Origin of the sequence: Sphingobium xanthum, assembly GCF_019737615.1 — a bacterium.
Lineage (GTDB): Bacteria > Pseudomonadota > Alphaproteobacteria > Sphingomonadales > Sphingomonadaceae > Sphingobium > Sphingobium xanthum.
On the sequence record NZ_JAHKKS010000002.1, the window covers coordinates 474905 to 498103 of the forward strand.

The 23199-nt window shown below is 58.8% G+C and carries 19 protein-coding genes; 14 read left to right on the plus strand and 5 right to left on the minus strand.

Going from position 1 to position 23199, the window contains the following annotated elements; translation table 11 throughout:
- Positions 1-116 precede the first annotated feature (116 nt).
- From KM135_RS05415 to KM135_RS05435, 5 genes are read left to right on the plus strand one after another with little or no spacing between them, the layout of a single operon-like run.
- The gene (locus KM135_RS05415; protein WP_246605753.1) at positions 117-1001 is read left to right on the plus strand and encodes a KpsF/GutQ family sugar-phosphate isomerase; all 885 of its coding nucleotides are present in this window, start codon (positions 117-119) and stop codon (positions 999-1001) included.
- Between the two features lie 43 nt (positions 1002-1044).
- Complete coding sequence (locus KM135_RS05420; RefSeq protein ID WP_221712941.1) at positions 1045-1869, plus strand: 3-deoxy-manno-octulosonate cytidylyltransferase; 825 nt, start codon at positions 1045-1047, stop codon at positions 1867-1869.
- Positions 1870-1878: 9 nt separating this feature from the next.
- On the plus strand, positions 1879-2760 hold the full coding sequence (locus KM135_RS05425) for an alpha/beta hydrolase (RefSeq protein WP_221712942.1): 882 nt from the start codon (positions 1879-1881) through the stop codon (positions 2758-2760).
- The gene (locus tag KM135_RS05430; protein ID WP_221712943.1) at positions 2757-4268 is read left to right on the plus strand and encodes a capsular polysaccharide export protein, LipB/KpsS family; all 1512 of its coding nucleotides are present in this window, start codon (positions 2757-2759) and stop codon (positions 4266-4268) included. The genes KM135_RS05425 and KM135_RS05430 overlap by 4 nt, the downstream gene beginning before the upstream one ends.
- The gene (locus KM135_RS05435; protein WP_221712944.1) at positions 4265-5515 is read left to right on the plus strand and encodes a capsule biosynthesis protein; all 1251 of its coding nucleotides are present in this window, start codon (positions 4265-4267) and stop codon (positions 5513-5515) included. Before KM135_RS05430 ends, KM135_RS05435 begins: the two co-directional genes overlap by 4 nt.
- Here KM135_RS05435 and KM135_RS05440 read toward each other — a convergent pair.
- From KM135_RS05440 to gmd, 5 genes are all read right to left on the minus strand, one after another.
- Complete coding sequence (locus KM135_RS05440) at positions 5475-6704, minus strand: glycosyltransferase family 4 protein (protein WP_343228150.1); 1230 nt, start codon at positions 6702-6704, stop codon at positions 5475-5477. The two genes, KM135_RS05435 and KM135_RS05440, sit on opposite strands and share 41 nt — an antisense overlap.
- 27 nt (positions 6705-6731) lie before the next feature.
- The gene (locus tag KM135_RS05445; RefSeq protein ID WP_343228151.1) at positions 6732-7763 is read right to left on the minus strand and encodes a polysaccharide biosynthesis/export family protein; all 1032 of its coding nucleotides are present in this window, start codon (positions 7761-7763) and stop codon (positions 6732-6734) included.
- 197 nt (positions 7764-7960) lie between these two features.
- Positions 7961-9052, minus strand: a complete 1092-nt coding sequence (locus KM135_RS05450; RefSeq protein ID WP_221712947.1) for a glycosyltransferase family 4 protein — start codon at positions 9050-9052, stop codon at positions 7961-7963.
- Positions 9049-9951, minus strand: a complete 903-nt coding sequence (locus tag KM135_RS05455) for a GDP-mannose 4,6-dehydratase (protein WP_221712948.1) — start codon at positions 9949-9951, stop codon at positions 9049-9051. Before KM135_RS05455 ends, KM135_RS05450 begins: the two co-directional genes overlap by 4 nt.
- Before the next feature lie 67 nt (positions 9952-10018).
- Positions 10019-11053 carry a GDP-mannose 4,6-dehydratase gene (gene gmd, locus KM135_RS05460; RefSeq protein WP_221712949.1) on the minus strand — a complete coding sequence of 345 codons (1035 nt, stop codon included), beginning with the start codon at positions 11051-11053 and terminating at the stop codon, positions 10019-10021.
- A 455-nt stretch (positions 11054-11508) separates the two neighbouring features.
- On the opposite strand from gmd, the gene KM135_RS05465 reads away from it, so the two are divergent.
- From KM135_RS05465 to KM135_RS05505, 9 genes are all read left to right on the plus strand, one after another.
- Positions 11509-12687 (plus strand): KpsE/RkpR family capsule polysaccharide export protein, encoded by a 1179-nt coding sequence (locus KM135_RS05465; protein WP_246605754.1) that lies wholly within the window; start codon positions 11509-11511, stop codon positions 12685-12687.
- 4 nt (positions 12688-12691) lie between these two features.
- Entirely contained in the window at positions 12692-13486 is a 795-nt protein-coding gene (locus tag KM135_RS05470) for an ABC transporter permease (RefSeq protein ID WP_221712950.1), read from the plus strand.
- Positions 13483-14136, plus strand: coding sequence for an ABC transporter ATP-binding protein (locus KM135_RS05475; protein ID WP_221712951.1), 654 nt, complete (start codon positions 13483-13485; stop codon positions 14134-14136). The genes KM135_RS05470 and KM135_RS05475 overlap by 4 nt, the downstream gene beginning before the upstream one ends.
- On the plus strand, positions 14099-15370 hold the full coding sequence (locus KM135_RS05480) for a glycosyltransferase family 4 protein (protein WP_221712952.1): 1272 nt from the start codon (positions 14099-14101) through the stop codon (positions 15368-15370). The genes KM135_RS05475 and KM135_RS05480 overlap by 38 nt, the downstream gene beginning before the upstream one ends.
- 56 nt (positions 15371-15426) lie before the next feature.
- Positions 15427-16152, plus strand: a complete 726-nt coding sequence (locus KM135_RS05485; protein ID WP_246605755.1) for a class I SAM-dependent methyltransferase — start codon at positions 15427-15429, stop codon at positions 16150-16152.
- Positions 16153-16296: 144 nt separating this feature from the next.
- A complete protein-coding gene (locus KM135_RS05490; RefSeq protein ID WP_221712953.1) occupies positions 16297-16800 on the plus strand; it encodes a DUF4214 domain-containing protein in 504 nt (167 codons plus the stop codon).
- Positions 16801-16807: 7 nt separating this feature from the next.
- Positions 16808-20551, plus strand: coding sequence for a glycosyltransferase (locus KM135_RS05495; protein ID WP_221712954.1), 3744 nt, complete (start codon positions 16808-16810; stop codon positions 20549-20551).
- 238 nt (positions 20552-20789) lie between these two features.
- On the plus strand, positions 20790-22124 hold the full coding sequence (locus KM135_RS05500; protein WP_221712955.1) for a class I SAM-dependent methyltransferase: 1335 nt from the start codon (positions 20790-20792) through the stop codon (positions 22122-22124).
- Between the two features lie 67 nt (positions 22125-22191).
- Positions 22192-23190 carry an agmatine deiminase family protein gene (locus KM135_RS05505; RefSeq protein ID WP_246605756.1) on the plus strand — a complete coding sequence of 333 codons (999 nt, stop codon included), beginning with the start codon at positions 22192-22194 and terminating at the stop codon, positions 23188-23190.
- The last annotated feature ends 9 nt before the right edge of the window (positions 23191-23199 follow it).

Below are 23199 nucleotides of genomic sequence, written 5' to 3' on the forward strand. Positions count from 1 at the left end.
TCGGCGACCAAATGGCGACCGTACATAATCGCAGATTCGAGAATGCGAAGGACCATGCGGCCACTCTTGAAGCCGGTCGGTCCGCAATTCTTCAGGAAGCACGCGGACTGGTCGAAATGGCGCAAGCCCTCGAGGGGAGCTTCGTCGAAGCTGTCGAAGCGATCCTTGCGGCCGAGCGGCGGATCATCGTCACCGGCATCGGCAAGTCCGGTCATATCGGGCGGAAAGTGGCGGCGACCTTCGCGGCGACCGGCACGGCATCCTTCTTCCTCCATGCCAGCGAGGCAGCGCATGGCGACCTCGGCATGGTCACTTCTGGCGACTTGCTTCTTGTTCTCTCGAACAGTGGCTTTTCCCGCGAATTGCGGCCTCTTCTGGCCTACGCACAGCGTCAGGGCGTGCCGGTGATCGGCATCGTCTCGCAGCAGAATTCTCCGCTCGCGCAGGCTGCCAACATCGTTCTTGCTCTCCCGAGCGCACCGGAGGCCTGTCCGGTGCGCATTGCACCGACCACCTCGACGACGATGATGCTGGGCCTTGGCGACGCTCTCGCCCTCGCCGTCATGCAGCGCAAGGGCCTGACGCGGAACGACATCGCGCAATGGCATCCAGGCGGGGAGATCGGCTCGCGCATCGCGCCGATTGACGATGTCGTCAATCTGCAGGAGCCGCTCCCGCTGGTGAGCTGGAACGCGCCGATGCGCGACATTGTCTTCGAGATGACCTCTGGCGGCAAGGGCGTGGCGGGTGTGATAGGCGAGGATGGCTCCCTCGTCGGCATCATCACGGACGGAGATCTGCGTCGCGCCTTCGATCAGGTACTCACTGCGCGCGCGTGCGACATCATGACGCGCGATCCGATCACCGTGCCAAGCGGTACGCCGGTCGAGGAAGTGCTGACGCTCATGAACAATGCCAAGATCACGGTGCTGTTCGTCACCGAAGTCGATGATCCGGCCAAGCCGATCGCCATTGCGCATATCCACGATCTGGTGCCCTGATCTGCGCGCTTGCGTTCGTGCGGGGATAGGATGACGAAACGCCATGCCTGATCGCGTCGCGCCGGCCGATACCGGAACCGTCATTATCATTCCCTCTCGTTACGCCTCCAGTCGCTTTCCCGGAAAGCCGCTGGTGCCGATCACGGGGCCGGACGGCATTGCCCGGCCGCTCATCCAATGGAGTCACGACGCCGCAGCCTCCGTATCGGGCGCGCCGCGCGTCGTCGTCGCGACGGACGACACGCGCATTACCGATGCGGTCGATGCCTTTGGCGGCGAATGGCTGATGACGCCGGAAAGCTGCGCTAATGGCACCGAGCGCGTGGCGGCCTGTCTTGAAGTGCTGCCCGATGCCGATCTGCTGGTGAATTTTCAGGGCGATGCGCTGCTCACGCCGCCCGCCTTCGTCGCGGCGCTGATCGCGCACATGCGCGCAAACCCGAGCGCACAGGTCGGTACGATCGCCGTGCGCTGCTCGGTCGAAACGTTTCGCCATCTAGCGGAGGACGCGACGCAAGGTCGCGTAGGGGGTACGACGGTGGTCCTGAACGGCCGTTCCGAAGCACTCTATTTCTCCAAGCGCATCCTCCCCTATCTGCCCGAAGGCCGCCTGCCGGACGCGGACATGCCGGTGTTGCTGCACCTCGGCCTCTATGCCTATCGCCGCGACGCGCTGGCGCGCTATGTGGCCGCTGGCCCGACGATGCTGGAAAGTGTCGAAGGACTGGAGCAACTCCGCTTCCTCCATGCGGGCGTAGCCGTCAGCGTGCTCGCGCTGGAGGAGCAAGGCTATCCCATCGTCGAGGTGAACAACCCCAGCGACATATCGCTGGTCGAGGGGATTTTGCGCACGCGGGCTTTGCCGTAGGCAGGTGACATGCCATTTCCGGCGCCCCATGATCGTCGCGGCCGCTTCTTCCAGCCGCTCCGGATTTCGCTCGTCGCGGCTCTGCTCGCGCTATCAGTCGGCGGCTGCGCGACCATTTCGCGCGACATTCTCTATTCGCCGAATAGCAGGGTCGAGACCGTCGCCTGGACCGGTACGCCGCCCCAGGCCATCACCGTCACCACGACCGATACGCTCGATCTTCCCGGCTATTATTGGCCCGGCACCCCAGGCGATGAGGACATCATCCTGTTCTTCCACGGCCGCAACTGGAACGCCGAGCGGAGCGCCAATGCTGCGCAGCATCTGGCCGGTGCGGGCAATGCCGTGCTGGTCGCTTCCTATCGCGGCTTTGGGGACAATCCCGGCAGCCCGAGCGAGGCCGGTCTCCTGCGGGATGCCGCCGCCTTCATCGCCCGCGCGCGGGCGCTCGCCGGCCCGAATGCACGGGTCTGGCTCGTAGGCCATTCGCTCGGTGCCGCAGTAGCGCTCCACAGCGCAGCCAGGGACCAGCATGTCTCGGGCGTCATCGCGATGAGCGCGTTCGTACGGATCGCCGCCGCCGCCCCCAAGGTGACGCGCGCCTTCATTCCGGATCGCTGGAACAATCTCGATGCACTAAAAGCGCTCGATATCCCTGTCGTGTTCGTGCAGGGCGAGCTCGATCGCCTGGTCCCGCCCGGCAGCGCCGATGCGCTTTTCGCGGCCTACCAGGGTCCCTCGAGTCTCGTGGTCGGCGCGGCCTCGCGTCACAATCCCGATATGAGCTTGCTATCGCCTTGGCTCAACCGGACGATCGACGCGCTGCGCGGCCAGCCCGCCGACTTGCCGACCCCGCCCGCCGGCTGGGTCTTGAAAGGCCGGCGCCCATGAGCAGCCCTGCGGAAGCTATTTTCCGTGTCCCCCCATTCCCCGGCGCGCGGCCAGCGCCGATCACGCACAACCGTCGCCAAGGCACACTCGCATCGGCTGCGCACGTCATCACAGCCTTGCGCGAGGGACGTGTCGGCGGAGCTTTCTGGGCACCGGACGATCTCTGGTCCGCGCCGGACCATCTCGTCCAGGCACCTGGCGACGATCCGCACCTGCTGCTCGCCGCCATTGCGGGCAAAAGCGTGCAGGCATTGAGCAACGGCGCCTTCGCCGCCCTGTCCGCGCTGTCGCCCGGCCGCACCGAGACCGAGAAGTTGATCGAAGAGCTGGTTACCCGCCACCTTCTGGAAACGACCGATTTCGCCGACCCGTTCACGGGGGAACCAACCACTGTTCTGGCGCTTGTCCAGACGTTGGCAGGCTGGCGCCGGCTGATCGATGCCAACCGCCCGATCGCCGCGGCCTTCGGCTTCGCGCACTGGAAGCGCGACACCGTGGACCCTCTGCTCTGGGCGGGAAGGCCCGTGCCGTTCCGAACGGCCAGTAGCGATTCCTTTAGGGACCTGCCGCGTGGCGCGACAATCGCAGTCTGGAAAGCCCGAATTCCCGCCACGATCCTGGCCGAGATCGAAGCCGGCCCCTGGCACGTGACGGAAGTCGAGGACGGGTTCATCCGTTCGACCGGCCTTGGCGCGGATTGCGTGCCGCCGCTCTCGATCGTCGTCGATGATCTGGGCGTCCACTATGATCCGTTACGTCCGAACCGTCTGGAAGAGATGCTGATCGCCGGCGAGAGCAGTGCGGCCGATCTCGACCGCGCTCGCCGCCTGCGCGAATGGCTCGTGCGCGAAGGTGTCAGCAAATATGGCGTTGGCGGCGGCGCGCCATTGCCGCGGGAGGGCGGCGATCGGCGGCATCTCCTGGTCGTCGGCCAGGTCGAGGATGATCGCTCCGTCGTTTTCGGGGGCAGCGGCCTGCAATCGAATCTCGAACTGCTGCGCCGTGTGCGGGCCTCGGCCCCGGATGCCTGGATCGTCTATCGCCCGCATCCCGATGTCGAGGCGGGGCATCGGCGCGGTGCCATTCCGCCCGGAATGGCGCTGGAGGTTGCCGACTCAATCGATCCGGGCAACCCGATCAGCGCGCTCATTGCCATGGTCGATGAAGTTCATGTGATCACCTCTCTCGCCGGCTTCGAGGCGCTTCTGCAAGGCAAGTCCGTGGTCACGCACGGCTCGCCCTTTTTCGCGGGCTGGGGTCTGACGCGCGATCTTGGTCGGCCTTTGCCGCGCAGAAACAAGACCTTATCGATCGACCAACTCGCCGCTGCCGTCCTGCTGCGTTACCCGCGCTATCTTGACCCGCTCACCAACCTGCCCTGTACGCCGGAAATCCTCGTCATGCGTTTGCTCTCTGGCGTTCAGCGCCGAAATGTTGCACTAGTCCCCTTGCGAAGGTTGGTTGGGCGGATAAGACGCGCTTTTGCGCAGTTTGTGGGACCGAGATGAAATTCCAACCCATTGCCCACCGGAACTTTCTGTTCCTGCAAGGCCCCCCCGGTCCGTTCTTCTGGCAATTGGCGCAGCGCTTGCGCGGCCTGGAATGCGGCATTTTCAGAATCAACCTGAACGGCGGCGATAAGATCGACTGGCCGGGCGAAGCGACCAATTATCGCGGCAACCGTAAACGCTGGACGCTCTTCATCGATCGGTTTCTCAATGATCATGCGATTACCGACGTTGTGCTGTTTGGAGATTGCCGCCCACTGCATATGGCGGCGCACCGCATGGCCCAGCTCCGCAAGATCGACGTTCACGTCTTCGAAGAAGGCTATATCCGACCGGATTGGCTGACGCTGGAACCTAGCGGGGTCAACGGCAACAGCTCCCTGCCGCGCGAGCCGGACTGGTATCTGGAGGAAGCGCGCTCGCTGCCGCCTTTGCCGGAACGGCCGACGATCACGGCGAGCTTCAATCGCCGCGCGCGAGATAGCTATCGATATTACTCGCGCACCTGGCTGATGCGGCCATTCTACCCTTTCTATCAGTCGCACCGCAAAGGCTCGGTGGTGATCGAGGGTATCGGCTGGCTCTACAAATTCCTGCGTGAAAGGCGCGACGCTCGCCATACCGAGCGCGTGACGGCGCAGCTGGATGCGGCGCCCTATTTCCTCTTCCCGCTGCAGCTGTCGACCGATTTCCAGATCCGTGAACATAGTCCGTTCGTCGATATGGAAGAAGCGGTCGAATATGTGCTCTACAGTTTTGCGCGCCGCGCGCCCGAGGAGGCGCGCTTGCTCATCAAGGAGCATCCGCTCGATGCTCGCTTCATGGACTGGGGTGGCCGCATCGACCGGCTCGCAAAGAAGGCGGGCATTTCCGATCGCGTGCTGCACATCGCTGGCGGCGATCTTTCGGAACTGACCGAACGCGCTTGTGGAATGGTCACGGTCAACAGCACCTCCGCCACACTGGCGCTCGCCGCCGGCGTGCCGACGATGGCGCTGGGCAAGGCAATCTACAATGTCCCTGCTATCACATATCAGGGTCGGCTGGACGATTTCTGGACCAGAGCTCCAGCGCCGGACGGCAAGGTGTTCGATGCATTCCGCCGGGTACTCTATGATCGCTGCCTGATCTACGGCGGCCTTGCGAGCGAGACCGCAACCAGCATTCTGGTCGAATCCGCTCTGGAGCGACTCGCCGGTGATCGGGTCAGTCGCTGGGCGCCGACAACGCTCCTTGCGGCGGAATAGCGACGAGCTGCTCCAGCCAGCGATCGACCTTCTCGAAATGATCGCTCCAGGTCGGTGGTGCCCAGCCAGATAACCTTTCCAGCTGGGCCGCACGCATCACACTGTCGGGTGCAGCATAATCCTCGATGGCACGCGACCAGCCCAAGCCGTCGATTGGGCTGAAATAGTCGGGTATTTCGCCGGCCAGCTCGCGAAACACACCGAGGTCGCTGGCGATCACCGGCGTACCACACGCAAGCGCCTCGACCAGTGGCAGGCCGTAACCCTCCACGAAAGAAGAGAACAGTAAGGCGCGCGCGCCTCTCATATAGGCACTCAGCGTAGCGTCGTCGCACCGCGACAGTTCGATGACATGACTGCGGATTGCCTCGCTGCGCTCTAGCATATCGACCGCCTGCTCGCACTCCCAGCCGCGCTGGCCGATGATGACGAGTTGGGGAGTAGCGGCGCCTAAACGGCGCGCGAGCTGCGCCCACACGTTGAGAATCAGCAAATGATTTTTTCGGCCTTCGATCGTGCCCAGCATCACGAAATAGGGCCGAGCGAGCAGAGGCGTTGATGACAACAGCCCATTGTCCGCATGCACAGACATCTCCACTCCGAGGGGAGCGACCAGGGATGGCGGCACCTTCACGGACTGCTGCAGACTGGCGAAAACGCTCAGTTCACTAAGGGTATCGCGGCTATTGCCGATCACGCCGACGGCATGGCGAAGCAACACCGCCATCCGCCGTAAATGCTTCTCCGGTTCACCCGGCCGGCAATATTCCGGATGGGTCAGTGGAATGAGATCATGCACAAAATAGACGGGTTTGACCCCGCTACGCGCCAGCCAGGTCTTATGACCGGGCTTATCGAGCCCGGTATGACCGACATTGAGGTAGATACGACCGGCACTCTCACGCGAACGTTCGCGGGGCAGCAACAAGGACGGAAGAACACTCAGCACCAGGCCGCGAAGTCGCTGGCGCGCATCCTCGCTATGGCCTTCAAGCAGCAGGTCGAAGAACAACCGCGACAGCTCGGGTGACAGGATACGTGTCGTCCCGCCCCGTTGCACCACCGCCCTCGCCCGCCCTCCAAAATGTGCAACATAGGCTAGGCAGGTGCGATCGATCCCGGTCGGGAACATGCCGCGCCATGCACGCCAAACGAGGCGGCTGACATCGAGGAGCAGATAGTCTGACACGGCGCCATCCATCGCCCGAGGCCCCCGTCAGAATATGTTCGTGTTCTGGATCGTCGCGATCGGATAAACGATTTGCGAAACCGCCTGAAGGAATTTGGAGAAGTCGGTGAGCGGCGCGTTGGAGACGTAGATCACGTCCTTATCCTTGATAGGAAAGGACTGGGCGGCGAACAGAATTGCGGGATCGCGCATGTTCACACGGTAGATGATAGGGATTTTGCCGTCCGCCATGGGCTGGATGGGCGGTTGCGCCACTCCGGCAAACATGGCGGCATCCTCGAAGCGGAAAATGAACACCCCTTTGGGATTCGCACGCTGATCATCCAGGCCGCCGATCCTGCCAAGTGCTTGCGACAGTGTCAGGCCGGTGCCCTCGAAGGAGACTTCCTCACTCCTGCGCACTGAACCGAGTGCCGTGAAGCTGTATGGCTGGAAAAGCAACGTGACGACATCCTGGGCTTGCAGACGGATGTTCTGTCGGGGATCGCGGATCACGGATTCAAGCGGCATCGCGCTGACCCGATCGCCACGCGTCACCTGAATAGTCATCTTGTCAACGGGCTGTTTGGTTCCACCGGCGGCGGCCAGCGCATCCAGCAGCCGTTCCCCCTTGGGGGTCAACTGCATTCTGACGCTCGTCGCAACATCGCCGACGATGGTCGCCTCTGTCGCCGTCTGTCTAGTTATTCGCACCACAACCTGGGGATCATGCGCCTTGCCAGCCAGGCGCGCCTGTATCTGCTGCGCGACCTGCTGCGGCGTCCGCCCTGCCGCGGTGATTGTTCCGGCGAACGGCACCCGGATCATGCCGCTGCTCTCCACCACCTGTTCCGGCAACTGAGATGTGCGCGACACGACAGTCGCCGTCGACATGGCGGAGGGGAGATCTCCGGCGACAGTCGTGCCGAACAAGGCGGCCGGCGGCGCTTCCCATATCGAAATATCAAGCATATCGCCCGGCCGGACGATCGTGTCGTTCACCAAGCCGTCGCCAAGATCGTCGGAAAATCGAGCAAGGTTCTGGCTGGCAGCCAGCCGGCGCGCAACTTCGTCAGTCACCTGGACAATCCGCACCGTACCATCGCTAACCGATGTTCCTTCAGTGCCTTTGATCGCACCGGTCGAAGGCCCCTGGCGAGGAAGCGACGCGCAGCCCGCGAGCAGCGGCAAACCAACGAGGGCGACAATGAGCAAAGACTTGGGGGTTGTAGCGAGAGGATTTTTCCTGACTCGCCTCGTCACAATAGCCGGCACATTCAGACCTTCCGGTAAACATTAACGGTTTCATCGACGCACCGCCGCCAAGTGTAACCGCGGGCCACACGCTTGCCCTTCTCTATAGATGAAGCGCGCCAACTGTCATCTTCCAAACCACGCGCAATTGCGTCACTGAATGCTCGCATATCGTCAGGCTCGATCAGCATTGCAGCACCCTGCATCACCTCCGGAAGACAGGAGCGATTGGACACGATGGTGGGGACGCCCGCAGCCATCGCCTCCACGGGCGGTAATCCGAACCCTTCGTAAACGGATGGGAACAGAAACAGTCGCGCGTTCGCATAGATGGCAGGCAAATAACGATCTTCGATGAACCCTAGCAAAACCACTCGCCCGCGACGTTGCGCTCCTTCCAGTTGAGCGCGTAACGGGCCATCCTGCCAGCCATCGGCGCCAGCAATCGCCAGTTTAAGGCCGGTCGCGTGACGTTCCGCATAGTCCTCAAAGGCGGCAACAGCCTTTTCAAGGGATTTGCGTGGCTCCAGCGTCGCGACGCAGAGCGCATATTGTTCGGGCGCGAGGCCATAGCGCGCGAGCAGTGCGCCATCTTGCGGCTGGGAATCGCGGAAGAAGGCCGGTTCGACGCCCAGTGGCACGGCCGTTATCCGATCGAGAGGGATCTGCGCGAACGTCCCCAGTTCCCTACGTATCCACTCGGAATCCGTTATAATGTGGCTGGCAGCTGCAAGGGACCGCCAAAAGTTTCGCTCGAACGCCTGCACACGAGCGGCGGGATGGAACTGCGGATAGTGAAATACCGAGAGGTCGTGGACCGTCACGATGGGCCGCTCCGCCTCGAGCGGCAGCAGATAGTTGGGGGCATGAAAAATGCGCCCGCGGAACCCCCTGGCATGGGCTAACCTTCGCAAGAAACGTGGCACTCGGTTCCTTCGTGCCGGGCCTTCGGTCAGAAATGGCGAGGCATCGTCGAACCATCGCCGATCGCGATAATAGCGCACGCTTTCGACCGTCGGGTGCATCGCCAAGCCCTGACTAAGATGCCATGCGTAGCGGCCTATTCCCGTCAATTGATTGGACAGCGCATCGATCGCCAAGGCGATCTGCATCATGCTTTTTCCAGCATCCAGGCAAGCGTCTGCTCGAGGTCTGTCCGGCTCAACGGACCTATGACTTGCTCGAGCTTCTCACTGCTTCCGCACAAGGAGGCGACTTCGCTCGTCCGCACGAAAGCAGGGTTAACCCGGATCTCCATCTCGTAACCTGCCAGCGAGCACGCGAGAGCGAAAACCTCTTTGAGACTCGTGGCATGCCCGGAGCAAATGTTGAAGGTTTCACCGACTGCCTTAGCGCAATCAAGCAGCCTCCGGTAGGCTGTCACAACGTCGCGAACATCCGACCAGTCGCGTTCAACATCGATGTTCCCCAACTCGATCGCAGGAGCGCGCCGCTTGAGATGATCGATTATCTTCGGGACGAGAAAATTGGACGCCTGCCCCGCTCCGGTGTAGTTGAAGGGCCGCACGATGATGATCGGCAATCTGTCGCCGAAAAGGCGCGCCATATGTTCCATGGCGATCTTCGAGACGGCATAATCGTTGGCTGGGTCGGGCGGATTGTCCTCCGTGATCATCCCACCATGGCGGTTGCCGTAGATATTAGCACTGCTAGCCAACAATATGGCGCTTGGCGGAGTTTCAAGCCTAGCGAGAGCCTCAAGCAGATTGCGCGAGGCCAACAGGTTCGTTTCGTATATTTCGGTCACATCGCTATGCGCAACATGCGCTATTCCAGCCAGATGAACAACCTTGTCCGGCCGGGCGCTTTCCACCAACTGACGCACCTGTTCGCGATCTTTCAGGTCGCAGACGTGCGTTGTGAAGAGACCAGCGACCACCGCCGCATGATCATCACGCACGGCGCCATGCACCTCATGCCCCTGGCTGAGGAGTTCCGCCGCCATATGCAGACCAGTAAAGCCGCCGGCACCCGTAATGAGATATCTCGCCATAGTTCTGCCTGACTATCTCACGCTCATTCCGCAGCCAACGCCGCTCGCCAGATTACTAAAATCCTGCTCAGAACGAACTGTTGTTCACATTGCGGCGCAAGTCCGCCTCGACCATCATATGACACAGTTGTTCCAACGACGTGGTCGGCTGCCAGCCCAATTGCGTCCTGGCCTTGACCGCATCCCCAACCAGCAGATCGACTTCCGCTGGACGATAAAAGCGTGGATTGATTCGCATGACGGTCTTGCCTGTCGATGTGCAGATCGCGCGTTCATCCTCCGCCTGCCCTTCAAGCGCGATATCGATGCCTGCCGCCGCGAAAGACATGGCGACGAAATCGCGGACCGTTTCGGTGCGGCCAGTCGCCAGCACATAGGTATCTGGCTCGTCGGCCTGCAACATGCGCCACATGCCTTCTACATATTCCTTGGCAAACCCCCAATCACGCTTGGCGTCAATATTGCCGAGTTCGAGGCAATCGAGCAGCCCGAGCTTGATCTTGGCAACGCTGTCCGTGATCTTGCGCGTCACAAACTCCCTGCCGCGCAGTGGGCTTTCGTGGTTGAACAAGATGCCGCTACAGGCGAACATATCGTAGCTCTCGCGGTAGTTGATCGTTGCCCAGTGCGCGAAAAGCTTGGCCACTCCATATGGACTACGCGGCCAGAATGGAGTCGTCTCATCCTGCGGAACCGCTTGCACCTTCCCGAACATTTCGGACGTGCTCGCCTGATAGAAGCGGATGGTGGGGTCAACGATTCTGATGGCTTCGAGCATGTTGAGCGCGCCGATGCCGGTGATCTGCGCCGTCGTCACAGGCTGATCGAACGAGACGCCCACGAAGCTCTGCGCGGCGAGATTGTAGACCTCGCTCGCCGCGGAGTTCTGCAGCAACCGGACAGAAGAGGCCAAATCTGTAAGATCATATTCCACAACGTGGAGATTCGGATGCCCGAAGATACCCAATTCCTCGACACGCCAGAAGTTTACCGAACTGGTGCGCCGATAGGTGCCATAAACTTGATAACCCTTTTCCAGCAGAAGCTGCGCAAGATAGGCACCGTCCTGCCCGCCCAAACCAGTGACAACCGCCGACCTCATCCACTCACCTTCCCTTAACTTCGTGCAACATTTCCGCAGTTTCGCGACACCGCCTTTTCCTGCGTTCAGGCCCGCTCAGTGCTTTCTCCCGATGACCTAGCATCGCCAGGACTTGCGCTAATCCGCAAACAGCCGACATGTCCAAAATCGGAAAAATTGGCTGACCCCGACAGGCAGAACCGGGCGCTGACACATGACCGACTGCCGATCGTTCGTGCAGAAATCACAGATCGCACCCTCGATCATTGACCGCAAAATCCTGCGCTCCACTATAGCGACAGGCCTCGCTTTAGGTGGGGCGGCCCTGTTGCGCAATAGGCCAGGGGGCGTCGCGAAGCGTATGGCCCGCTCATGAACGAACGCCGAATCCGCATTGCAAATGGGACTCAATGGAGGCATGTCGGCGCCCACACAAAACGGCGTGCGGTGGAGCGACCTGGAACGCAGAGGACCAAATGCTAGAACAAGTCGGTCAATTTACCGAACCCAATGAACACCCTCCGCACGAAGACAAATCGAACTCACTTGGAAGTGCCTTGATCGAAAAAATCCGGCGGCTCGGATGGGTTTTCGTCGCAACCGTCATCATCCCGACGTCGGCGGCTCTACTCTACTTCGGCCTTTTTGCGTCAGACGTCTATATTTCCGAGTCCGAGTTCGTCGTTCGCAGCCCCGACAAGCCGGAAGCGACAGGGCTAGGCTTCCTGCTGAAGTCGGCAGGTTTCTCTAACTCGAGCGAAATTGTCTACGCGGCGCAGGAGTATCTCAAATCTCGCGACGCACTTCGAACCGTAAATGGTGAAGAGGCGTTCCGCCGGGCATATCAGCAGAACTCGATCTCCATCTTCGATCGTTTCAACGGCACCGGCTGGTCGGGAACCTTCGAGGATCTGTATGACTATTTCCGCGGGAAGGTGAACGTCACTTACGATTCGGGCACCGGTATAACGTCGTTGAAAGTTCGCGCATATGATGCGCAATCGGCCTTGCGGTTCAACCAGTTGCTGCTTGAGCAGGCCGAGCATATGGTGAACCGCCTCAGCGAACGAGGCCGCACGGATCTCATTGGCTTCGCGCAACAGGAAGTGGACAAGGCGAAGGCAAGCGCGCTTGACGCCGGCAAAGCGTTGTCAACCTATCGCAACCGATATGGCGTCGTAGACCCGGAAAAGCAGGCCTCGATCCAACTCCAGATGATATCCAAGCTTCAGGATGAATTGATCGCGAGCCGGACCAGACTGGCCGTGTTGCAGAACTTCGCCCCCCTCAATCCCCAAATCACCACGCTGCAAGCGCAAGCGGCGAGCCTTGCTCGGCAGGTAGAGGAAGAAAGCGGCAAGGTTGCAGGCGGTCGCGGGTCGCTTGCGGACAGAGCCGTCGAATATCAGCGCCTGGCGCTGGAGAACGAATTCGCGGGAAAGCAATTGGCTGCGGCCATGGCCTCTCTCGAGCAGGCGAGGAATGAAGCGCGCCGGAAGCAAGCCTATGTGGAGCGCGTCGTCCAGCCTAACCAGCCGGATGCCCCGCTCGAGCCACGGCGACTTCGCGGCATCTTCGTCACCCTCGTCATGGGTCTGATCGCGTGGGGAATCATCTCCATGCTGGTGTCCGGCATTCGCGAACACAGGACCTAGGCTCGTGCGCGACACTGATGCATCTTTGCTGGAATCCGTCGCTGTCCAGGCGCGCGTGATCAAGGCGTTGTTCATTCGCGAGGTACTCACGCGGTTCGGGCGACACAATATCGGTTTTCTTTGGATTTTCGTCGAACCGATGCTGTTCACGCTCGGCGTAACCGCCCTCTGGACGGCAATCGGCGCCTCCCACGGCTCGTCTCTTCCGATCGCGGCTTTCGCCCTCACTGGCTACAGCAGTGTTCTCCTGTGGCGCAACATGCCGAGCCGATGCATCGGGGCAGTGCTTCCCAACCTAAGCCTGATGGTTCATCGTAATGTGAAACTCATAGACATCTTCCTTAGTCGACTCATTCTCGAAGCGGGCGGAGCCACGATGTCCTTCATCCTATTGGGCATAGTTTTCACAACCATCGGCCTGATCAATCCCCCCGAAGATCTCCTTAAAATTGTCGGCGCCTGGCTGATGATCGCGTGGTTTGGCGCCGGTCTGGCAACACTGCTGGGGGCGTGGGCGGAGGAGTTCGAGATTGTCGAAAAACTTTGGCACCCGGCATCCTATTTGCTCTTCCCTCTGTCCGGCGCAGCATTTCTCGTCGATATATTGCCGAAGCAGGCACAGGATATCATCCTCTATCTGCCGATGGTCCATGGCGTCGAGTTGCTTCGCGAGGGATATTTCGGAACGGTCTTCGTAGCCCATTACGACATGGCCTATATGGCGACATGCAATGCGGTGCTGACCTTCTTCGGTCTCGTGCAAGTGCGGCGTACGGCCAGAAAGATTGTGCCAGTATGATCGAACTGGTCGATGTCTCCAAATTTTACCAGACCAGGCGCGGTTCAAAGCCCGTGCTTGAGGGGATCAATCTGAAAGTGACCCCTGGCGAACGTCTAGGCATATTGGGGCGCAACGGCGCCGGCAAATCGACATTGATCCGCCTGATCGGAGGGGTCGAATCTTTCCAGCGGGGCCAGATCAACCGGACCATGACCGTTTCCTGGCCTTTGGCCTTCGCAGGCGGCTTTCACTACGCTCTCACCGGCCTCGACAATCTCCGCTTCATCTGCCGAATCTATAATGTTGACATCGCCAGGGCCACGGGTTTTGTTTCGGAATTTTCCGAGTTGGGTCTTTATCTCGACGAGCCCATCCGTCACTATTCGGCCGGCATGCGGGCACGTCTAGCCTTTGCCATATCGATGGCAATAGAATTCGATTGTTTCCTGATAGATGAGGTCGTCGCCGTGGGAGACCCGCGATTTCATGTCCGCTGCAATTATGAACTTTTCGAAAAAAGATCGGACCGTGCCAAGATCATCGTCTCACATGATGTAAATTTCATCCGCGCACATTGCAGCAGAGCTGTAGTTTTGCTGGATGGAAAACTTTACCATTTTGATGAAATAGATGACGCTTATCGATTCTACGACCAGACACTTCAATAGCACCGGCCCTCACTTGCCAGATCCCGATTTGGTCCATTCGCGAAAGCGCCATCTCTTCATCGATGTTTCGGTGATCTCGCGCGAAGACGCAGGAACCGGCATACAGCGAGTCGTGCGGGCTCTTTGGAGCGAACTTACCGGACACATATGGCAGAATGTGATGATCTGCCCGGTTGCCGCAACGCGGGACCGCGGTTACGTGATAGTATCAAACGATTTCCTTGATCGAACGGCGCCGGCGGATGGCAACAGCCACAGCGCAATCGACCCGCGCGCGGGTGATCTGTTCCTCGGGCTTGATCTGGCCGCTCACCTCTTGCCGCGGCACGACAGACAAATCGCCCGGTTCAAGGCGCTAGGCCTGTCGGTTCATATCATCGTCTATGACATGTTGCCCTATTTGCACCCGCAATGGTTCCGCTTGCGCGCTCGGTATAACTTCCGGCGATGGCTGCGCTTCTTGGACCGGCACGCGGACCAACTCATCTGCATATCGCAAAGCGTGGCGGCGGATGTGGATCGATGGATCTACCGTCGCAGATTATTGCCCGGGCGAAACATCGCCGTCAGCACGATCCGGCTCGGCAGTGACATTGCCGGGTCCATGCCCAGCAAGGGCCTTCCGTCAGGCATCGACGAGCTTCGAGCCTGGATGACCGCCGGCCCTTGCATCATCACGGTCGGAACTATCGAGCCGCGGAAAGGTCACGACCGGATCCTGGCGGCCTTCGAGCATCTATGGAGCGGCCGGGCCACTATGCCGGTGCGCTTGCTCGTTGTGGGTCGTCCTGGGTGGAACACCGCCAAACTGCAAGCGCGGATCAAAGCCCATTCGGAATATGGGGCCAGGTTGCGCTGGATCGACGATGCAAGCGACGAATTGCTCGAACGAATTTACGCATGTGCGGGAGGCGTCATGTTTGCATCCCACGGCGAAGGATTGGGTCTGCCTCTCCTGGAAGCGGCCGCACATTCGAAACCTGTGCTAGTGCGCGACCTACCCGTCTACCGGGAACTGGGCCTTGCGAACGTGCGGTGGTTTACGGATGATTACGCACAGGCACTGGCTGAAACGATCCTTTCCTGGATCGGCGACTGGTCAGATCACGCGCCAAAGCCTCAAACCCTGCCAAGCTGGCAAAATTCTGCTGACGACCTGATCGCCCGTTTAGGCCTTTCCTCAGAACGAATAAGTCGCTCGCTCTCTGCGGGAACCGAAGGCGAGACCGATTGAAGATGCCAGGCAAACACCATAATGGACCCCAGCCGAAACGCCTTGGCCAACATAGAATGGAAGTCGACGAAATGAGCGGAATGCGAACTGAGGACATTAAGTGGTTTCACTCATTCGAACTGGCTGACGGTACGAAGATAAACGGCATCAAGCCCTACGACGTCCAGTTGCAGGAAGCTGATGCTTTTTTCTCCGAACCCCTCGATGGTAAGAGCGTGCTGGACATTGGCTCATGGGATGGATTCTTCTCATTTGAAGCGGAACGACGCGGCGCCGCGAGGGTCGTGGCCACCGACAATTTCTGCTGGTCGGGAGAAGGATGGGGATCAAAGGATGGCTTCGATCTCATTCACACGAAATTGCAATCGAAGGTCGAAGCGTTCGATGTTGATGTGAACGACCTGCCCGCCAGCGGTCTGGGCCAATTCGATGTCGTGCTGTTTCTAGGTGTCTTCTATCATTTGAAGGACCCGTATGCGGGCCTGGAAAATGCAGCGAAGATGTGTGCAGATCATCTCGTCGTGGAGACGGTGACGGCGCTGCCGCGCGAAAAACTGCCTGCTATGCGTCTTTTTGCTCCGGCCGAGTTGGGAGGCGATCCTACCAATTTTTGGGCTCCTAACATTCCTGCTCTTGAACTGATGTTGCGTACCTTCGGGTTTTCACGGATCGAAGCGCTCGCATCCCCCGCGTCCCCCGCTCATCCCCTTGCGCGGAAATCGATGCTCACGCGCAGTTCGCAAGAGACAGTCTATCGCTCCATCATCCATGCTTGGCGCTGAACGCTCCCGTGTATATGGCTTCGCGGCAAGCATGCCAGGCGGTCCGAATTTCGCCGGATGGCGCCGGGCCTGCCGCCTGTTGCGCTCTCACAGATATGAACCGGATGGGACACCCGTCGCTTTATGCCTATCGAAACGAGATCGATGACAACGCTGCATGGATTGCTGAGCGTGCAAGATGCGGAGTTCGTCGAGCAAGCTTATCTGTTGGTGCTCAACCGCAAGGTCGATCCGACGGGCCTCGACTATAATCTTGCCAAGCTTCGAACGGGGATTAGCAAGCTCACTATCATAGGAGACCTTCGCCGGTCTACCGAAGGGCGTGCCTACTCGCCAGCGCTTCCAGGTTTGGATCGCGCACTCCGTCGCCATCGCCTTTGCAATCTTCCATTTGCCGGTTGGCTCTTCCGAGGCTTTTGGCGCAGCGAGAGCGACAGAGCCATCGACCGACATCTGAGGGCTATCGTCAACGAACTCGGACGACTCCGTGAAGTTGCGGCGATGCAGCCGGAGCATGTCGGACGCACCGACGATCACGCCAAGGAAATTCCCGCCTCCCAAGGCGAAATCCATGCCGTTATGGCTAAGCTCGGTCCGCAAGCCAGACGCATTTTCGTAAGGCTCGCCGCCCAAATCTCCTCGAACTGAGTATAGTATGCGCATCGTCATCGACCTTCAGGGGGCTCAATCCCACGGATCCCGAAATCGGGGCATCGGCCGCTATTCGATCGCGCTCACTCGAGCCATCATTAGGAACGCCGGCGCGCATGAAATACTGATCGTCCTCAACAATGCCTTCCCGGAAACGATCGAACCCATCAAGGCCCAGTTTGCAGACGTGCTCACTCCAGATCAAATTCGGGTTTTCCAATCGCTAACGCCGGTAGCTCGGCAAAATGCAGAAAATGATTGCCGTCGAATAGCGTCGGAACTTTGCCGGGAGGCCTTCATCGCCTCACTCGCGCCTGATCTTGTCCATATATGCAGTCCGATGGAGGGACTTACTGACGATGCTGTCGCCAGCATCGGCACCTTTTACACCGGGGTCACCACGACCGCGACAATTTACGATCTGATCCCGCTCATTCATAGCGAAGTATATCTGCGCGACCCCGGCATGACGACTGCCTATCATGAGGCGCTCGATAATGTCCGTCGCGCCGACATGCTTCTGGCCATTTCACAATCCTCCGCCGACGAAGCTATCGAGCATCTTGGCTTCCCGCCATCCCGCTCCGTCGATATTGGCACCGCCGCAGACGACTTTTTCCGAAAGATCCACCTCTCGGCGGCCCAGAAGGAAGCCGTCTTGAAACGATACGGCTTCAGCCGGCCGTTCCTGATGTACACCGGTGGCAACGATTTCCGGAAGAATATCGAGGCTCTAATACGCGCTTTTGCAGCTTTACCCGCTGTTGAGCGCAAGAAGTATCAACTTGCGATCGTTTGCGCTTTTAACGATCCCGACAGGGTAAGACTTAATGCGCTTGCAAAAGAACACGGCCTCCCGCCTGACGCCCTGGTCTTGACCGGCTTCGTCAGTGACGATGATCTTCTTTCGCTCTACAATCTTTGCAAACTCTTCGTTTTCCCCTCGTGGCATGAAGGGTTCGGTCTACCGATCCTGGAGGCGATGCACTGTGGGGCTCCGGCCATCGGCTCCAATTGCTCCAGCATACCCGAAGTGATTGGTTGGGAAGAGGCTCTTTTCGATCCCAGAGACGATCATTCAATCCGAGATATGATCCTCAAAGCCCTCACCGATGATGAGTTTATGTCGGCCTTGACGGCCCACTGCGCGCGACAGTGCCAGACATTTTCATGGGATGTAACGGGCAAGAAGGCAGTCGACGCGTTCGAGCGCCTGTATAGCGAACGAAAGCCGCGGCCGACCGCTTCCCCGCCGGCCACGCGCCTGAAACTTGCCTTCGTCTCCCCCCTACCCCCCACTCAAAGCGGCATTGCCGACTATTCACGTTTGCTAATCGAAAGCTTGTCGCGATATTACGATATCGAAGCTGTGGTAGAAGCGAAGGATCTTACTAAAACGGATCCCATCGAGACGGAGTATGGACCTGTCCCGATTATAACGGTCGAGCAACTTAGTCAAAATTACTCTGATTATCAGCGGATTCTATATCAGGTCGGTAACTCGGAATACCACGATGAGATCAGGAGCTTGAGCAATCATCTTCCGGGTGTAACTGTTCTGCATGATTTTTATTTAAGCGGCTTGGCTCGATATCAGGCCTATTGGCGAAACGACCGTCCCCGTTGGCTAAACGACCTCTATGAGGAACATGGCCTTTCAGCGCTCTATCGACATCTGAATGCCGAGAATGAGGACGACGTGCTGTGGGATTATCCTTGCTGCGCTTCCATCGCTCGACATTCAAAAGCAGTGATCGTCCATTCAGAGTATAACCGCAGACTCGCGGCGCAATGGCTCGGGAACGAAGAGGCTGCCCGATGGACCATTGTGCCGCATTTGCGCGCGACGCCCGTGCTTTCGGGCAACGAAGCAGCCCGGAAGCACCTGAACCTGCCGCCAGATGCCTCGATCTTGTGCTGCTTCGGCATCGTCGGCCCGATGAAGTGCAATTTGGAAGTGCTGCGCGGCTGGCTGGCGTCGAATGCAGCGGCAGACCCCAACGCCATGCTTCTTTTCGTCGGCAAAAATGATGACGGGGATTACGGAGAGGAATTGCTCGATGAAATAAAGGCAAGCGGGCTAGGCGACCGCATCAGAGTAACAGGCTGGGCGGATGAAGCCGACTTCCACGCCTATCTCCAAGCATGCGACGTCGCAATCCAGTTGCGCACTCTGTCGCGAGGAGAGACATCGGGCGTGGTCCTGCACAGTATGAGCTATGCCATCCCGACGATCGTCAATGCCAATGGCTCCATGGCAGAGATCCCCGACGACGGCGCTTATTGCCTTCCCGACAAGTTCACACTCAACCAATTGACCGGCGCGATCAATGCACTGCATGACGATCCGGGCCTGCGGCAACGGATCGGCAATGCCGCGCGAGACATCATTGCCGCAAGACATTCGCCTGAGGCCTGCGCCCGTGCTTATTATGAACGGATCGAAAAGGCTTATGAAGTTCCATCATTGCCCGACGCGATCGTCCATCAACGTCGCGGACTCACTCTGCACGAACTTGGGCAATTGGCGCCCATCGTTGTCGCGTCGACGACCCATCCCGTCTCGAAGAATCTTTATATCGACGTTTCCGTCCTTGCCCTCGTAGACGCGAAAAGCGGCATTCAACGCGTCGTCCGTAGTATCCTACACGCATTGATAAAAAGGTTTCGCCCCGGCCTCCGTATCGAACCGATCTATTATGTGCCAGAGCAGGGTCTCTATCGATTCGCTCGACAATTTTCTCGCTCATTCATCGGCCAGCCCGAGGAAATCCTGGGCGACGACGTTGTTGAGTTCGCCCGTGGCGATGTGTTTCTTGGCTTGGATCTTTGCCAGAACTTCGTGATCCATGCTGAAGGTCTTCTTAAATTTCTGCGAAATATCGGCGTTGAGATACATTTCGTTGTCTATGATCTCCTCCCCCTAAGTCTGCCCGACTATTTTCCCGACGAGGTGCCTGCCCAGCATGAACGTTGGCTGAAAGTCATCGCCCAAATGGATAGCGCCATCTGCATTTCCCAGGCTGTAGCGGATGAGATGCCAGTGCATCTCGATGCGCTCGATCTAACAATCGAGCGCCCCCTCGCGATTAACTGGTTCCATCTCGGCTCTGATCTCCAGCAGTCACTGCCCACCCGCGGATTGCCCGCCAATGCAGCCGGCATTCTGGAAAAGTTGCGGCTCCGCCCAAGCTTTCTGTCGGTCGGCACTTTGGAACCACGCAAGGCTCAGGCAGATTTACTCGCTGCGTTCGACACTCTTTGGCGCAGTGGCCAAGATGTAAATCTTGTCCTCGTGGGCAAGGAAGGCTGGCGAGTCGAGCGATTGGTCCGTCAGTTGCGGACGCACCCGGAGCTAGGAAAGAGACTGTTCTGGCTAAAAGGAATAAGCGACGAGTATCTCGATGAAGTTTATGCCGCATGCAGTTGCCTCGTTGCCGCATCGCTCGGCGAGGGCTTCGGCCTTCCTTTGATCGAAGCGGCGCAGCATGGGCTCCCTGTTCTCGCTCGCGACGTGCCGGTCTTCAGGGAAGTGTTGGGAGCGTCGGGCACTTATTTCGCGAAGGAAGCGAATGCGAACGCAATTGCCGAGGCAGTACAAGCATGGATTGATGCCGTAGAAAACCGGACGACCTCCCTCGAGACGGACATTCGAGCGCCAACGTGGGACGCGAGCAGCGAAGCTCTGCTCAACGCGATTTTCCAAAAGGAGACGCCCTATCGCATGTGGCGCAAGGATGTCGAATGATTGAGGTTCAGCCCTTTCCTGCGAGTCGCCCTGCGTGATGGCGAGGTTCATGCCGAACCCCTGTGCAGACGAGCAGTGGTGTGAATGGTACCGCTCAAGAGAGCAACGGGTTGGAATAAGAAGATCGCCCTATCGCATCAAAATTTTCCTTTGAAAGAAATGATAGTCGATCTGATCCATCAGATCATCATAACTAAAAATTTTGCTAATTGAGTGAAAATATTGACGGAGCGCAGGCATGACAACGATTACATCAGATGACCTGCCAGAACTAATTAAACTAATCGATGAATTAGGCGGAAATACGAATGATGAAAGATTGTCTCAGCAATATATTCCATTAAATTTCAGCTACGCCACGGTAGTAGATGAATTTCTTGATCCCTACTCGGAAGAGTATTTGGATCAGCAGGTGCAACTTTACCGTGAGATCGCCAATCGTCCGTTAAACCAGGAAACGGGGGAGCTTCACCCGGTGGACGTTGGTCAACTCGTCGGCACAGCCAATCCTTTGGGTAGTCGTGACGTCAATCATATTGCCGACTATGTGCGGGCACTCGCGACCATGCTCAGCCTCTCTGACGTGGGCAACGCCGCCAGAGTACTCGATATGGGAGCTGGTCACGGCACGAGCTCGGAGATCTTCGCTTTCGCTGGTTGCAAGGTTCACGCTATCGACATCGATCCGGCGCTGGGCGATCTGAGCCAGCGCCGCGCCGCTATACGGGGTCTGGATATCGAGCGGAGCCTGCTCAACTTCGACAATTTGCATGCGATCGCCGACGGGGCTTATTCTGCCGCCTATTTCTTTCAGTCCTTTCATCATTGCATGCGGCCTTGGGAACTCATCAATACACTCAAGCAAAAATTGCTACCGGAAGGCGTGATCGCGTTCGCCGGCGAGCCATTGCAGACCAGTTGGTGGAAAAATTGGGGGCTTCGGCTCGATCTCGAGTCACTTTATGTGGCTCGTCGTTTCGGTTGGTTCGAATCTGGCTGGTCGCATGCCTTCATCCGTGATTGTTTTGAGCGTAACGAAATGACGCTCACCTTCTTCAATGGCGGGCTTGGCGGCACCGAATATGGGTTCGCGACGAAGGATGATGAAAAGCGTGCCGCAATTGTCCATAAGGCTGAAATTTTAGGCTTGAAGGAGGTTCGCTCCGCCGATCGTGCCGACCTTCCGCAAGGCCGCTACCATAGTGAGGCGGGAGAGCGGACGACGCTCGATAATCACCTCGCCTTCCGGCAAAGGCCGGGCGCAGGCGGCGCACTATTCTTCGGACCATACACACCGTTTTCGGCTGGGACTTATGAATTGTCGCTGGTCGCCGAGGCGTCGGCAGGAAGTGAAGGAACGTTGCTGCTCGATGTGAGAAGCCAAGCAGGCACGGTGAAATGGTTTCAGGAAGAAATTCCTGTTCCCGCCACCGGTTCGCGCCAAACGATATCGCGGACGTTTATGTTGCCGCATGCGGTGAGTGATATTGAGTTTCGTGCATTCGTCCGTCCTGATCATCAGTGGACAGTCACGGTACCGACCCTCCGCCGAGCGTCGCCGGCACCTGAGTGAAGAACTTGTCTTACAGTTGGGAAAACGCTTCGGCGGCTGCCAACCATCAAGGCAACGAGGAACGCACATGTCGACATCCGTCGCGAGCATCATAGGCATGCCACCCGAATGGGCGCCGCAGGAGCATCTGTGGATCGGCTTTCCAGGCGCTGTGAGCGAGTGGCCATTTGCGCGCGACGCAGCACAGAAGCAGGCGGCGGCTTTCGCCAACACCGTGAGCAACGCCGGTCAAGCCGTCATCTTATGCGTGCGCAGCGAAGTCGATTTCGATATCGCGCGTGCGCTTGCCGCGCCCAGGGTAGATATACGTCTCGAAGCATTCGGCGATATCTGGCTGCGCGACACCGGTCCGATCGGCATAAGGAAAAATGGCGCCCCAGCGCTTGCCGATTTCGATTTCAATGGGTGGGGAGGCAAGTTCCAAATGCCGGGCGACGAAGATATTGGCGCCCGTCTCGCCGCGAGCACCGGACTGCCGTGCCGCCACGTTCCCATGGTCTTCGAGGGCGGCGCCATTGATACGGACGGCACTGGACTGTTCGTCACTACCGAGCAATGTCTGCTCAATCCCAATCGGAACCCTTCGCTCGACCGCAGACAGATCGAGACATTGCTCGCCGGCGCGCTGGGTCTTTCATCCATGTTGTGGCTTGGTGAGGGTCTTCTCAACGATCATACTGATGGTCATATCGACAACCTCGCTCGATTTGTCGCGCCCGGCATCCTTGCGATTCCGCAAGCCACATGTTCCGATGATCCCAATACACTCGTCTTCGACGACGCCTCCGCACGAGCCCGCGCTTTTGGCCTTGAGGTCGCGCCCATGCCCTCGGTCGGTCGCTACGAGATTAACGGTGCGATCGTGCCGGCGAGCTACATGAATTTCTGCATCACCAATCGCGCCGTGATCGTGCCACAATATGGCACGCAGAACGATCAGGCGGCGCTTGATGCGCTGGCCCCCTTCTTTCCCGACCGTGCTCTTGTCGGCTTGCCCTCGGATGCCATATTGCGAGGAGGGGGCAGCTTTCACTGCATGAGCCAGCACATCCCTGCCACCGTTTGATTCCTTCCA

Excerpts from the sequence above, each read along its gene's own strand:
- KM135_RS05505 (WP_246605756.1), top strand. The coding sequence starts at position 22,192 with ATGTCGACATCCGTCGCGAGCATCATAGGCATGCCACCCGAATGGGCG.
- KM135_RS05495 (WP_221712954.1), top strand. The coding sequence starts at position 16,808 with ATGCGCATCGTCATCGACCTTCAGGGGGCTCAATCCCACGGATCCCGA.
- KM135_RS05500 (WP_221712955.1), top strand. The coding sequence starts at position 20,790 with ATGACAACGATTACATCAGATGACCTGCCAGAACTAATTAAACTAATC.
- KM135_RS05465 (WP_246605754.1), top strand. The coding sequence starts at position 11,509 with ATGCTAGAACAAGTCGGTCAATTTACCGAACCCAATGAACACCCTCCG.
- KM135_RS05430 (WP_221712943.1), top strand. The coding sequence starts at position 2,757 with ATGAGCAGCCCTGCGGAAGCTATTTTCCGTGTCCCCCCATTCCCCGGC.
- KM135_RS05425 (WP_221712942.1), top strand. The coding sequence starts at position 1,879 with ATGCCATTTCCGGCGCCCCATGATCGTCGCGGCCGCTTCTTCCAGCCG.
- KM135_RS05455 (WP_221712948.1), bottom strand. The coding sequence starts at position 9,951 with ATGGCGAGATATCTCATTACGGGTGCCGGCGGCTTTACTGGTCTGCAT.
- KM135_RS05480 (WP_221712952.1), top strand. The coding sequence starts at position 14,099 with ATGACGCTTATCGATTCTACGACCAGACACTTCAATAGCACCGGCCCT.
- KM135_RS05475 (WP_221712951.1), top strand. The coding sequence starts at position 13,483 with ATGATCGAACTGGTCGATGTCTCCAAATTTTACCAGACCAGGCGCGGT.
- KM135_RS05450 (WP_221712947.1), bottom strand. The coding sequence starts at position 9,052 with ATGATGCAGATCGCCTTGGCGATCGATGCGCTGTCCAATCAATTGACG.
- KM135_RS05485 (WP_246605755.1), top strand. The coding sequence starts at position 15,427 with ATGGAAGTCGACGAAATGAGCGGAATGCGAACTGAGGACATTAAGTGG.
- KM135_RS05435 (WP_221712944.1), top strand. The coding sequence starts at position 4,265 with ATGAAATTCCAACCCATTGCCCACCGGAACTTTCTGTTCCTGCAAGGC.
- KM135_RS05420 (WP_221712941.1), top strand. The coding sequence starts at position 1,045 with ATGCCTGATCGCGTCGCGCCGGCCGATACCGGAACCGTCATTATCATT.
- gmd (WP_221712949.1), bottom strand. The coding sequence starts at position 11,053 with ATGAGGTCGGCGGTTGTCACTGGTTTGGGCGGGCAGGACGGTGCCTAT.
- KM135_RS05415 (WP_246605753.1), top strand. The coding sequence starts at position 117 with ATGGCGCAAGCCCTCGAGGGGAGCTTCGTCGAAGCTGTCGAAGCGATC.
- KM135_RS05490 (WP_221712953.1), top strand. The coding sequence starts at position 16,297 with ATGACAACGCTGCATGGATTGCTGAGCGTGCAAGATGCGGAGTTCGTC.